The organism is Microvirga makkahensis (genome assembly GCF_009830105.1).
Classification (GTDB): domain Bacteria; phylum Pseudomonadota; class Alphaproteobacteria; order Rhizobiales; family Beijerinckiaceae; genus Microvirga; species Microvirga makkahensis.
This window is the reverse complement of the sequence record NZ_WURB01000001.1, coordinates 277,229-290,363: the sequence shown is the minus strand read 5'-3', so window position 1 is coordinate 290,363 and position 13,135 is coordinate 277,229. Positions and strand designations below refer to the sequence as shown.

The 13,135-nt window shown below is 63.3% G+C and carries 10 protein-coding genes; 5 read left to right on the top strand and 5 right to left on the bottom strand.

The genetic code is table 11. The features are described from left to right. Positions 1-192 precede the first annotated feature (192 nt). Positions 193-1,074: a manganese catalase gene (locus tag GR328_RS01405; protein ID WP_160882738.1), complete on the top strand. Its 882-nt coding sequence runs from the start codon at positions 193-195 to the stop codon at positions 1,072-1,074. A 130-nt stretch (positions 1,075-1,204) separates the two neighbouring features. On the opposite strand, the gene GR328_RS01400 is transcribed toward GR328_RS01405, so the two are convergent. Beyond that, complete coding sequence (locus GR328_RS01400) at positions 1,205-3,595, bottom strand: ATP-dependent helicase (protein ID WP_205789652.1); 2,391 nt, start codon at positions 3,593-3,595, stop codon at positions 1,205-1,207. A gap of 140 nt (positions 3,596-3,735) precedes the next feature. Between GR328_RS01400 and GR328_RS01395 the strand changes: the two genes are divergently transcribed. Further along, entirely contained in the window at positions 3,736-4,008 is a 273-nt protein-coding gene (locus GR328_RS01395) for a hypothetical protein (protein ID WP_160882737.1), read from the top strand. 198 nt (positions 4,009-4,206) lie between these two features. Further along, on the top strand, positions 4,207-5,265 hold the full coding sequence (locus tag GR328_RS01390) for an acyltransferase family protein (RefSeq protein ID WP_205789650.1): 1,059 nt from the start codon (positions 4,207-4,209) through the stop codon (positions 5,263-5,265). Positions 5,266-5,293: 28 nt separating this feature from the next. Here the strand turns inward: GR328_RS01390 and GR328_RS01385 are convergent, their stop codons facing one another. Beyond that, positions 5,294-5,836, bottom strand: a complete 543-nt coding sequence (locus GR328_RS01385; RefSeq protein WP_205789646.1) for a thioesterase family protein — start codon at positions 5,834-5,836, stop codon at positions 5,294-5,296. Between the two features lie 181 nt (positions 5,837-6,017). Here GR328_RS01385 and GR328_RS01380 point away from each other — a divergent pair, with 181 nt between their 5' ends. Both GR328_RS01380 and GR328_RS01375 read left to right on the top strand, forming a co-directional pair. Next, on the top strand, positions 6,018-7,433 hold the full coding sequence (locus tag GR328_RS01380) for an FAD-binding oxidoreductase (protein WP_160882736.1): 1,416 nt from the start codon (positions 6,018-6,020) through the stop codon (positions 7,431-7,433). Positions 7,434-7,515: 82 nt separating this feature from the next. Beyond that, a complete protein-coding gene (locus GR328_RS01375; RefSeq protein WP_160882735.1) occupies positions 7,516-11,082 on the top strand; it encodes an AsmA family protein in 3,567 nt (1,188 codons plus the stop codon). Between the two features lie 180 nt (positions 11,083-11,262). Here the strand turns inward: GR328_RS01375 and GR328_RS01370 are convergent, their stop codons facing one another. Genes GR328_RS01370 through fumC form a run of 3 tightly spaced genes read right to left on the bottom strand, consistent with a single transcriptional unit; the run spans position 11,263 to position 13,076 of the window. Beyond that, positions 11,263-11,478, bottom strand: coding sequence for a ribbon-helix-helix domain-containing protein (locus GR328_RS01370; protein WP_160882734.1), 216 nt, complete (start codon positions 11,476-11,478; stop codon positions 11,263-11,265). Continuing rightward, the gene (locus GR328_RS01365) at positions 11,479-11,667 is read right to left on the bottom strand and encodes a DUF4169 family protein (protein WP_160882733.1); all 189 of its coding nucleotides are present in this window, start codon (positions 11,665-11,667) and stop codon (positions 11,479-11,481) included. A 17-nt stretch (positions 11,668-11,684) separates the two neighbouring features. Next, positions 11,685-13,076, bottom strand: a complete 1,392-nt coding sequence (gene fumC / locus GR328_RS01360; RefSeq protein WP_160882732.1) for a class II fumarate hydratase — start codon at positions 13,074-13,076, stop codon at positions 11,685-11,687. Positions 13,077-13,135: the final 59 nt, after the last annotated feature.

Here is a 13,135-nt window from a genome sequence, read left to right as displayed (position 1 = left end):
CATCTCTGTGAAGCGCGAATGGTTCCATAGTTACTCGCCCGAGGCTAGAGGCGAAATGCAGATGAGAACTAGTCTAAAGTAAGGGTTACATGGCCCAAAATTGGGAACATCCGCGAATTGCTCTTGTTGGAAGCCTGACTCCTATGGGGGGCTAGGAGAGCTGTCACACCCAATTCACACAGGAGCAAGCCTATGTTCTTCCGTCAGCGGCAGTTGGCCTATCACGCTAAACCCGAAAGGCCCGATCCTCTCTTCGCGAAGATGCTGCAGGAGCCACTCGGCGGCCAGTGGGGCGAAATTAGCGTCATGATGACGTATCTCTTCCAAGGCTGGAACTGCCGCGGTCCGCAGAAATACAAGGACATGATCATGGATATCGGGACCGAGGAGATCGGCCACGTGGAAATGCTCGCCACCATGATCGCGCGGTTGCTCGAGACTTCCCCCGTCGAGCAGCAGGAAGACATGGCCAAGAACTCCATCGTGGGGGCCGTGATGGGCGGCGCGCGCGTGGAGGATGCCATCGTGGCCGGCATGAACCCTCAGCACATGATCGTCTCGGGCCTGGGTTCCCGGCCGTCCGACAGCATCGGCAATCCATGGACGGCGACCTACATCATCGCGAGCGGAAACCTGCTCGCGGACTTCCGCTTCAACGTGACGGCGGAAAGCCAGGGTAGGTTGCAGGTGAGCCGCCTCTACAACATGACGAACGATACGGGTGTGCGCGACATGCTCTCCTTCCTCATCGCGCGTGACACCATGCATCAGAACCAGTGGCTCGCCGCTATCAAGGAGCTGGAAGAGGATGGGCTCGAGATGACGCCGGTGCCCTCGAATTTCCCACAAAATCTCGAAAAGAGCGAAGTGTCCTATCAATTCCTCAATCATTCGGAAGGCCTGGAAAGCCAGGACGGGCGCTGGGCGCAGGGCCCCTCGCCGGATGGAAAGGGCCAGTTCACCTATGTGGATCGTCCTCCGGCCTATACCGAGGACGAAGGACAGCTCAGTCAGGTCGATCCGCGCGTCTACGGTACGCCCGCCATGCCGGTGCCGCCGTCAGCGGCAGAGTGAAGGTTCGCGTCACCCGCCCCTCGTCATGCCCGGCCTCGTGCCGGGCATCCACGTTTGCATGGCGCGACGTTTCCGAGGCGTGAATGGCCGCATCGAAGGCGGCCATGACGGATGGCGCGTGTTCCGGGTTCTAGCCTAATGCCTCCACGAAACTGTCGAGCACCATCTTCCGTCCCGCCTTGTCGAATTCGACGGTGAGCTTGTTGCCATCCACTGCCTCGATGGTGCCGGGGCCGAATTTCGGGTGAAGCACGCGCCCGCCCACGGCAAAGCCTGAGCTGCCGGTCGACTTCGCCACCAGCTCGCCTTCGATCATCATCGGCCCGCGCCGATCGCCGGAGCGGCGTGCGGAATAGCCGCCGTCGTCGGCATTGGCGCGATGCGCCTGCGCGCGTTGCCAGCCCGGTGTCTGGTAGGACGAGCCGCTGAAAGGCTGCATCCGGTCGAAGCGCGAGCCGCCGCCATATCCGCCGTAGGAGAAGTTCGCGGGTGCCTCGACGATCTCCACATTCGCCTCCGGCAGATCGTCGATGAAACGGCTCGGCACGGTCGAGTTCCACAGGCCGTGGATGCGCCGGTTCGAGGCGAAGTAGATCTTCGCCCGCCGCCGCGCGCGGGTGAGGCCCACATGGGCGAGACGACGCTCTTCCTCCAGACCCGCGCGGCCGCTCTCGTCGAGGGCACGCTGATTGGGGAAGAGCCCTTCCTCCCAGCCCGGCAGGAACACCGTGTCGAATTCGAGGCCCTTTGCGGCGTGGAGCGTCATAAGGCTCACGCGCTCGGAAGTGTCGCTCTCGTTGGCCTCCATCACGAGGGAGACGTGCTCCAGGAAGCTCTGGAGGTCCGGGAACTCCTCCATGGAGCGCACAAGTTCCTTCAGGTTCTCGAGGCGTCCCGCGGCATCGGCGGATTTCTCCTTCTGCCACATGTCCGTATAGCCGGATTCCTCCAGCACCGTCTGGGCCACTTCCGACTGCGACAGGGTTTCGGAGAGCTTCGACCAACGTGAGAAGGAGATGAGAAGATCGCGCAGGGTCGCGCGCGGCTTCGGCTTCAGCTCGTCGGTCTCGACGAGGAATCGCGCCGCGTCCATCAGCGGCACGCGCGCGGCGCGCGCATGGTTGTGCAGCACCTGGATCGTCGCGTCGCCCAGGCCACGCTTCGGGACGTTGACGATGCGCTCGAAGGCAAGATCGTCGGCAGGCTGGTTCACGACGCGCAGATAGGCAAGGGCATCCCGGATTTCCGCGCGTTCGTAGAAGCGCGGACCGCCGATGACGCGATAGGGAACACCCAGCTGCACTAGGCGATCTTCGATTTCGCGCATTTGCGCCGAGATGCGGACCAGGATGGCGATTTCCGACAGCGGGTGTCTCTTGGCGTGGAGCGCCTCGATCTCCTCGCCGATGAGGCGTGCCTCGTCCTCGGAATCCCAGGCTCCGGTAATCGTCACCTTCTCGCCGGGCTCGTCCTCCGTGCGCAGGGTCTTGCCGAGGCGCCCCTGGTTCTTGGCGATCAGCACGGAAGCCGCGGAGAGGATATGCCCGGTGGAGCGGTAGTTGCGCTCAAGCCGGATCACGGTCGCGCCCGGAAAATCGTGTTCGAAGCGCAGAATGTTGTCCACTTCCGCGCCGCGCCAGCCATAGATCGACTGGTCGTCGTCGCCGACACAGCACAGGTTCTTGCGCTTCTGCGCGAGCAGGCGCAGCCAGAGATATTGTGCTACGTTCGTATCCTGATACTCGTCGACCAGCATATAGCGGAAGCGTTCCTGGTACTGCTCGAGAATATCGGGATGCTCGCGCCACAGGCCCAGGCATTCGAGCAGGAGGTCGCCGAAATCGACGGCGTTGAGAACCTTCAGGCGCTCCTGATAAGCACGGTAGAGCCGACCGCCCTTGCCGTTGGCGAAGGCGCCTGCTTCCCCGGCGGCGACCTGATCGGGACCGAGGCCGCGATTTTTCCAGCTGTCAATGAGACCTGCAAGCTGGCGGGCGGGCCAGCGCTTCTCATCTATGCCCTCGGCCTCGATCACCTGCTTCATCAGGCGAAGCTGGTCGTCGGTGCCGAGAATGGTGAAGTCGGAGCGCAGGCCTACGAGTTCCGCATGGCGACGCAGGATCTTGGTGCCGATGGAGTGGAAAGTCCCGAGCCACTGCATCCCCTCGGCCACCTCGCCGATGGTCCGGCCGATACGCTCGCGCATCTCCCGGGCAGCCTTGTTGGTGAACGTGACTGCCAGGATCTGCGACGGCCATGCTTTGCCAGTGGCGATCAGATGAGCGATTCGGGTGGTGAGCACGCGGGTCTTGCCCGTGCCGGCGCCGGCGAGCACGAGCACCGGACCCTCGGTGGCTTCCACGGCGGCGCGTTGCTCCGAATTCAGGCCGTTCAGATAAGCCAGTTGCGGCGCGACCGCCGCGCGGGCGCGGGCGCTCAAGGAACCGGAGGACGGCTGGTGCGCCAGATCGCCCGAGATAGGGCCATCGTGCGGATCGGGGCTGTTATCAGGCTGATTCATCGGCGCGACCATGGATCAAAAGGCGAACGGCGTCGAGCCCGTAAATGCCTTTCGGCTTGAGACGGTCCCATGCTGCCGACGTTGTCGGATGAGGAGCTCATCGCCATATGGGGATCAAAGGCTTTCAAAGGAATGGGCCCATGCGTATCCTGGTCACGGCCGCAACCTGTCTTTGCCTCGTTCTGCCCCTGGCCGCCGAGGCCCAAACGGCGCGGCTACCGCGCAAGAGCGTCAATGAACGGCAGGTGGAAGAGATCAATCGTAGTATCCGGCAGGATCAGCGCCTGAAAAGCCTGGAACAACAGATCCAAGTCGAGCAGAACCTGATGAGGCAGGATATCGAACGGCAGAGGCTGTTCTCTACCACGCCTTCGCCCTTCCGCAACTGCCCGGTCGGCGCTGCCGGCTGCTAGAAGCGGGTGCTCTGGGCCGCTGGGATCCGGCAAGGACTCCGGGACGCTTCTTTGCCAGAGCGGAGCGTCCTCTGAGGCAACCCCTTTCGTGAGCTGCATTCCATGCCCCTGAACATGTGATCTCCGCCTCTCTCCCGCCTTGTCAGACTGGGCTCCCATGCCTATGCACGAGCTGCAAAGCGGGGGCGAATTCGCAGAATGTCAAAGCTGCCTCACATCCAGATTCTGAGAGCTTGCGCAGCGTTGGCGGTTGCGGTTCATCACGCCCAGTTCGACGCGAGCGCTCTGAGCGCGCGGTTCGGCTGGCAATTTCAGCCCTTCGATCTCATTCCGTGGGCCGCCGGGGTCGACGTCTTCTTTGTCATTTCCGGCTTCATCATCGTTTACTCGTCGGACAAGCTGTTCGGCTCCCCGGGCGCGAGGAGGATTTTCCTCACACGCCGCATGGGTCGGGTGGTCCCCCTCTACTGGACAGCAACCAGTCTGTACCTGGTGGTCGCGCTGGCCTTGCCCGGCGCCCTCAACAGCGAGGTTCTCGAACCGGGCTTCATCCTGGGGTCCTATCTGTTCATTCCCTTGGCCCGTCCCGACGGTCATGTTCAGCCGCTTTATTCACTGGGTTGGACACTCAATTACGAGATCTACTTTTATCTCCTCTTCGCGGCGGTCCTCGTATGGCCGAAGCGGAGAGCTGTGTTGGTGCTGGTAGGCACCATGAGCGCGGCCGTGGTCATCGGCAGGATGGCCTCGCTTCCGCAGCCGCTAAGGTTCTGGACCGATCCGATCATTCTGGAATTTGCCTTCGGCATGGTGCTCGCTCTCCTCAGGAGAGAGGGGCTTGTCCTGTCCCGTGGCCTGCGCGCCGGGCTCGCGGTCTGCGGATTGATCCTGCTCATCGGCTTGTCCGATTCAGCCATGCCGAGACTGTTCGCTTATGGCCTTCCGGCTGCCTTGTTCGTCGCGGCCGCAGCCCTTGGCGCAGACCGGGAGGGGAGAGAAACATGGCTCGCGGGCATGGGAGGTGCACTGGGCGATGCATCCTATGCGCTGTACCTCATCCATCCCTTTTCCATTCGCGCCGGCCGGGAAATCATCGCCCGGGCCGGTTTTGGCACATTTATCGGCCCGTGGGTCTATATCGTGCTTGTCCTTGCAGGCGCGGTCCTTGCCTCCCTCCTGGTCTTCCGGTGGTACGAACGGCCGCTGACGGAGTGGTTTCGCCAGCGGTGCGAGCCTGCCCGGCTGAAGCTTGTGTGATGAGCCCTCCAGAGCCGTGGAGATGGGGTCAGTGTCGGGTGCCCGATGCGGCCAGGGTCTCGTGCAGCTCGGATCGGGCAGGGATGCCGATGATCCGTCCAAGGGCCTGAGGCTTGGCCAGCCGCGCATGGGCGGCCCTCATCACGGCGAGATTGGCGGCGATGTCGTCCGGAAAGGGGGAAACCTTGCGGGTGACCATGTCCACGTGGAGGGACAATGTCTCCAAGGTGGCGGCGACCCAGCCGTCCTCCTCATGGCGGATCTCCATGTAAGAGTGAATACGCTTCTCGTCGTAATCGACCAGTTGGAGGGTCACCCGGACCCGGTCGCGGGCCGTCAGTTCGCGCTTGTAGAGCGCATGGGTCTCGGCGACAAAGAAGGAAGCCTTGCGCTCTTCGAGGTAGCCGCGGCCGAGCCCCACGAGCCCCAAACCCTCGTCCAAGGCGCGGTCGAACAGGACATGATAATAGGCCATGTTCATGTGACCGTTATAGTCGATCCAGGCCGGCTCGACCTGCATCGCGGACGACACGAAGGGGGCGAAGAAGAACACGGGAGCTCTCCTCTCCATGGTCAGTTCTCTCCCTCAACTCCGCTCATGACACTGCCCGACCAGGACAGTTTAGGAATGTTAGCATGTATCTGGAAGCCATGCATGGGCTTTTTGGCTCATCTGACGTTCAGAGTATTGCGTTAAGGCAGGTTTTGTTAGGTATGGGTAACCAGCACTGCAACCGGACCTCGCAAACGTCATGACCGCCTCTCTCTCGCCTGCCCGCCCCAAGCCTTCGGAAGCCGTCATTGCCTCCCTGACGGCAGAACTCTCCAGCCGTTTCGGGGATCGCGTGGTGACCTCCGCCGCCGTGCGGGAGCAGCATGGGCATACGCTCACCTGGGTGAAGAACCAGCCGCCGGACATCGTGGTCTATGCCCGTACGACTGAGGAAGTGTCCGACATCGTGAGGCTCTGCGCGGCGAAGGGCGTCCCGATCATTCCGTTCGGCACGGGCACGTCGTTGGAGGGCCATATCAACGCGCCGGACGGCGGCGTCTGCATCGATTTGAGCCTTATGAAGCACATCATCGCCGTTCATGAAGAGGATCTGGACTGCGTGGTGGAGGCAGGCGTGACCCGCAAGGCCCTCAATGAATTCCTCAGGGACAAGGGGCTGTTCTTCCCTATCGATCCGGGTGCCGATGCCTCCATCGGCGGCATGGTCGCCACCCGCGCCTCCGGGACCAACGCGGTCCGCTACGGCACGATGAAGGACGTGGTTCTCGCACTCACCGTCGTGCTGCCGAACGGCGAGATCGTGAAAACCGGGAGCCGCGCCAAGAAAAGCTCGGCCGGTTACGATCTCACCCGTTTGATGATCGGTTCGGAAGGGACACTCGGCATCATCACCGAGATCACTCTCAAGCTTCAGGGCATTCCGGAGGCCGTCTCGGCCGGCATTTGTCCCTTCCCGACGGTAAAAGCCGCCTGCGATGCGGTGATTATGACGATCCAGTCCGGCATTCCGGTCGCGCGCATCGAGTTGCTCGACGAGATGCAGGTGACGGCGGTGAACCTTCACTCCAAGCTGGCCCTGCCGGAGAGCCCCTTGCTGCTGCTGGAGTTCCACGGAACCGATGCCGGAGTGCAGGAGCAGGCCGTGCGGTTCGGTGAGATCGCGGCGGAATTCACGGACCAGCCATTCGAGTGGGCCACGAAGCCTGAGGAGCGCTCGCGCCTCTGGCAGGCCCGGCACGATGCCTATTGGGCCGCGCGTGGCTTGCGCCCCGGCGCGCAATCGGTTGCGACCGACGTGTGCGTGCCGATTTCCCGTCTGGCCGAATGCGTGGACGAGACGAAGCGTGACATTCTGGAAAGCGGCATGATCGCTCCCATTGTCGGGCATGTGGGCGACGGCAATTTCCATGTGCAGCCGCTGGTGAATATGGATGACCCTGCGGAAGTCGCAGTCTGCGAGGCATTCGTGGACCGCCTGGTGAAGCGGGCGGTGGCCATGGAGGGCACTTGCACCGGGGAACACGGCGTGGGGCAGAAAAAGATGAAATACCTGGAAATCGAGCATGGTGAAGCCGCACTCGAGCTCATGCGCGTCTTGAAACGTGCCATAGACCCGCACAACATCATGAATCCGGGTAAGATCGTTGCGCTTTGACGGTGGAAGGAGCGCCCGGTGCGCTCCCGATCTCGTGATCGGTAGGCTAGAGAGCTAGAGTGAAACGGAGAATGTAACCCTCTTGCGCGATATCCTGACGATCATCGCAGCCATCGTAATCCTGATCCTGGCGGCGGCCGTCGCGGTTCCCCCTTTCATCGACTGGAAGGATCATCGCGGCACCATCGACGGGATGATCTCGCGCGCGTCCGGTACGGAAGCACGAACGGAAGGAGAGATCTCCATTCGCCTGCTGCCCGAGCCAAGGATCGTTCTCGACCGGCTGCGGCTAGGCGGAAAGACTCCGGATTCCCCGGTCCTGACCGCCGACGAGGTCCTGGCAGAGATCGCGCTCACGCCGCTCCTTCGAAGCGAGGTTCGGTTCACCGAAACGCGTATCGGCCGGGCAGACATCCGCGTTCCCGTCTCAGGCAAAGGCGACTGGCGCCTGCCGCCCGACCTCGTTTCCGGCAGCGCTCGTGGGCGTGAGTGGGCCATCGACAGCCTCAATGTCGGCCAGCTCCTGGTCACCACCCAGGCGGTCGCCACGGGGCATACGAACCAAGCCTTTGCGGAAAACGTCCAGATCGAGGGCCAGAGGCTCATCGGCCCTTGGCGGGTCGAGGGGACCACGGCAGGCGTTCCCTTCCGGTTGGTTACGGGCGAACTCGCCGAGGACAAGACCGTTCAGGTCAAGCTCGCGGGCGGCGGGGATATCTATCCACGCTTTGACATCGAGGCTCGTCTCGCCTTGGACGATACCTTGGCCGGAACGAATATCCCGGACATTTCCGGCAAGGCCAGAGTGTTGTTCGGGCCTCCGGCGCAGATCGCCGCTGCCGGCATTCCCATTCCCATCATGCTCGAATCCGACTTCAAGACGGCTGACGGCGTGGTAGCGCTGGAGAGCGTTATTGTGGAAGCGGGTGAGGGCGGCGCAAGTCTGCGGATGACAGGGGGCGGCAGCATCGGCATCACCGAGCCCCGTATCGCATTGAAGCTCGAGGGGCGACGTCTCGATGCCGACAGCTTCATTCTGTCCTCCAACGGCCAAGACTTCTCTTCGCGCCTCAAGCAATGGTCTCTGCCGCCCATCACCGTTCCGATCGATCTCGATCTCAAGATCGACAGCATCGGCCTGGGGCAGGAGGATCTGACAAACGCCAATCTCCGCCTTTCGCTTGATCGTGGAATGGCGCGGATCCATCGCGTCGAATTCAACGCGCCGGGCGAGACGCGCATCGCGCTCGAGGGGCAGCTTGGCTTGACGACGCAGGGTGGCATCGAAGGCAAGGTAGCCTTGGCCTCGAACGCGTCGGATCGGCTTGCACGATACCTCGACCGGATCAGGATCCGCTCCCCGTTTCTCGATATGCTCGACGGGCGGCCTGTCGAGGCTTCGTCGGATGTGGTCTTCAGCAATCCTGTCCTGTCGCTCAACCGGATGCGCGTGAAGATCGGCGATGCGATCACGACCGGCAACCTGCGCTACACCGCGCCCGAGGCCAACGAACGCGGTAAGCTCGAAGCTCAGCTTGCGATCCAGAACCTCGACCTCGATCAGTTGCCGCAGGTCTCCAGCGTATTCGACGCGACCGAGAACATCGATATCGGGTTCATCCTGGACGCGCGCGGTGTCAGCGCGGGCAAAGGTTCCGCGACCGGACGGATCACGGCGCGCATTCTCTCCGATGGCCCGGCGCTACTCGTCGAAAATCTCGACATCGTGGATCTCGCGGGCGCCAACGCCCGGGTGAGCGGGCGTATCGCGCCCGACGGCTCGGGCAGCATTAGCGGCAAGGTTACAGCGCAACGCGCCGCTCCCCTGATCGATCTGATCGGCAGCGTGTGGATCGGAGGGGTTTCCAAGCTGGTGCCGCATTTCCTGCGTGAGGGCGCGCTCAACGTGCAGGTGGGAACCGAACGTGTGGCTCCACCTCCGGGCTCGACGGAACTGCGCCTGCGTACGACGATGAAAGGCACGGCGGCGGGCGGGGCCATCGAGGGCAGCGTGGATGCCGTCGACGGGCGCACCGAGAACCTGAACCTGACGCTTGCCACTGAAAACACCGGCCGCTGGGTGAACCGCACCGCCACGGCAGGACTCGCTCGGCCGTCCAGAATCGAACTGCGTGGCACCCGCGTCGGGTCCGGTCAGTTCAAAGTCACGGTCGCTGGCGACGTCGCAGGCGCGCAGATCACGACCTTGAGGCCTTTCGCCTTGAGCGAAAACGACGATGTCGTGGATAGCGGCGAGGCGGAATTCGTCACGGCCGATGCTACGCCATTCTTGCTGCTCCTGGGCGACGGCGCAGGCGTGAAGCCGCCGGTGCCGGTCACGGCACGAGTCACGCTGGGGCGCGTGCGCGATGCGAGCCACCTCGATATCACCGGACAGGTTGCTGGCAATGCAGTGCAAGCGAGCCTCAATGTCCGCTCACGGTCGGAGATCGGCGGTGAGGTTTCTCTGGACAGGCTTTCCCTCCCATGGCTGGCGGCAGCGCTTGCATTGAACGTACCAGGCGATCCGAACGCCACCGCGATCTGGTCGAACGCCACCTTCGGGCAGAGCGGCCGTCTCGTGAGCGGTGGGCAGGTCATGTTCCGGGTCGGTACGCTCGACCTGGGGCGGGGCATCCAGGGCACGCGTGCGAGCTTTACGCTTGAGGCGCAGCCGGACGGCATCTCCATCCGCAATCTCGATGCCAGCATCGGCACCGGCCGGCTGACAGGCTCCACGACCATCACACGCCAGGGGACAACAGCAACCGTTGTCGGTGAGGGGGCTCTCGACAGCGTACCGCTCTGGGCCCTAAGCGGGACGGCGCCCATCGAGGCAGTTCTGTCGGGAAATCTGAAGTTCGGGACGGCGGGCGAGAGCATGTCTCAGCTCGTCTCGGCGCTTGGTGGTGCGGGCGACTGGAAGATCACGAGGTTGCGTATTCCATCCGCCGATCCTGCTGTGTTTGACCGCGCGTTGAAGCGCGCCTTGGCCGAGAACGAGCCTCTCGTCGAAGGTAGAGCCGAAGCCATCATCAATGCAGAACTGGGGCGCTCCGCACTCCTTGCGCAAGCGGTCACCACATCGGCTGCACTCGTCGGCGGATCGCTGCGGCTTTCTCCATTCGTGATCGAGAGCGGACCGTCGACTTGGCAAGGAGCGGTGACGTTCGACCTGAACACACTTGAACTCGACGCACGCGGTTCGCTCGTCGCCAGAACATCGCCGGCCGGCTGGTCCGGTGCTCCGCCGTCCATTGGCCTGAACTGGCGCGGTACGCTCGCCAATCCCGTACGTGAAATCGACGCGGGTCCGTTCCGTAATGGTCTTGCGGCCATCGTGCTCAAGCGGGAACTCGAAAAGATTGAGGCCTTCGAGCGCGCCGCTGCCGAGCGTCAGCGCCAGATTCAGGCGCAGCAGGAGGCGGAGCGGCAGCGTGCGAAGGCCGCCGCCGAAGAGGCGGCGCGCCGGGCCAAGGCGCAGGAAGAGGCGGAGAGGGCACGTCGTGAAGCTGAGCGCCTGCAATCCGAGCAGCAACGGCAGCCGGACACGCCGGAGCTGGCGCCCTCGCAGATATTGTTACCGCCGCTGAATCCCCCGCTCGAGCTTGGTGCCCCGCCAAGCATCTATGGCAGTCCCACCCGATAAAGCCGCCTTTCCGACGTGATACTCACAGGTCCGACGTCATCCGCGGACCTGTGCCAAAGATCGACGTCTCCTGGCAGTGTGGTTTCAACAGATGGATGGCCGGACGAAGTCCGGCCACGACGCAGAATGGCGTGCATCGCGCGAGTCACCGGATCTCTCGTCCGCTAAAGTCTGCAGTTGTCAGCGGCTACGCAGATCCATCAGCACGAACACGCGAATGGCAGAGGAGAGGTTCTGCTCCCCGCGATCGGCGTCGATACGCCCGATGAGAGCTTGGATGGAGAGGTTCTCGCGCTCGGCGATCTCGCGCAGGATCTGCCAGAACGGTTCCTCGAGGGAGATGCTGGTCCGGTGACCGGCAATGGAGACGGAGCGCTTGAGAATTCCTGCGCCCATTCAAGGATTCTCGTCGGCATCGCGCTTGTGTGAATCGATGCGGCGTTGCGCCAGTTCCCGTTCAGCCCTGGTCAGGCTCTTCTCCGCCTTTGTGCGGCCGAAGGTGACACGGTTCTGCTCGGCGCGGGCCTCTTTCTCGGCCCGCGCCTTCTGTTTGCGCGCCTGGCGCAGATTGATGATCTCGGCCATGGCGCAATCTTATCAGATCAGCCTGGCTGAAGCATCGTCTCGGGACGAACAACCGCGTCGAAGTCCGCTTCGGAGACGCCGGCCTTGAGGGCCTCTTCCTTCAGCGTCGTGCCGTTCTTGTGGGCGGCTTTCGCGATTGCGGCGGCCTTGTCGTAGCCGATGGTCGGCGCCAGAGCGGTCACGAGCATCAGGGAGCGCTCCATCAGCTCCTTGAGGCGGTCCTTGTTCGGCTCGATGCCGACGACGCAGTTGTCCGTGAAGCTGATCGCGCCGTCCGCGAGGAGCCGGATCGACTGCAGCACGGCGTTCACGATCACCGGCTTGAACACGTTGAGCTCGAAATGTCCCTGGCTGCCAGCGAAGGTCACCGTGGTCTGGTTGCCGGCCACCTGGCAGCAGAGCATCGTCATGGCCTCGGCCTGGGTGGGGTTCACCTTCCCTGGCATGATCGACGAGCCGGGCTCGTTCTCGGGCAGCGAGATCTCGCCGATGCCCGAGCGCGGGCCGGAGCCCATGAGGCGGATGTCGTTGGCGATCTTGAAGAGGCCGGCGGCGAGGCTCGCCAGCGCGCCGTGCGTGTAGACCAGCGCGTCGTTGGAGGCGAGCGCCTCAAACTTGTTCGTCGCCGAGGTGAAGGGCAGGGCGGTCAGTTCCACCACCTTTGCGGCGAAGCGGTCCGCGAATTCCGGATGGGCGTTGAGGCCCGTGCCGACGGCCGTTCCGCCCTGGGCCAGCGCATAGATGCCGGGCAGGGTCTGCTCGATCCGGGCGATGCCGAGGCGCACCTGCGCGGCGTAACCGGAGAATTCCTGGCCGAGGGTGACGGGCGTCGCGTCCTGCAGGTGCGTGCGGCCGATCTTCACGAGGTCCTTGAAGGCCTCCGACTTGTCTTCGAGAGCCTTGAGCAGATGCTTGAGGGCCGGGACAAGGCGGTCGTTGATCTCGCGCGCCACGGCGATGTGCATGGCCGTGGGGAACGAGTCGTTGGACGACTGGCCCATGTTCACGTGGTCGTTGGGGTGAACGGGCTTCTTGCTGCCGCGCTCGCCGCCGAGGCGTTCGATGGCGAGGTTCGAGAGCACTTCGTTCATGTTCATGTTGGACTGGGTGCCCGATCCGGTCTGGTAGACCACGAGCGGGAACTCGTCATCGTATTTGCCCTGCACCACGTCAGCCGCCGCCGCGGCAATCGCGTCGGCGAGACGGGGATCGAGCTTGCCGAGATCCTTGTTCACGAGAGCGGCCGCCTGCTTCACGATGGCCAGCGCGTGGACGAGGGGTAGGGGCATCCGATCGGTGCCAATGCGGAAGTTCTGGAGGGAACGCTGCGTCTGAGCGCCCCAGAGCTTGTCGGCGGGAACTTCGATGGGGCCGAAGGTATCTGTTTCGATGCGGGTTGAGGGCGACATCCTGACCTCTTTCGATGGAGTTGGCTGTTCTTATCTCAAACTTAGCCTCCCGCAACAGC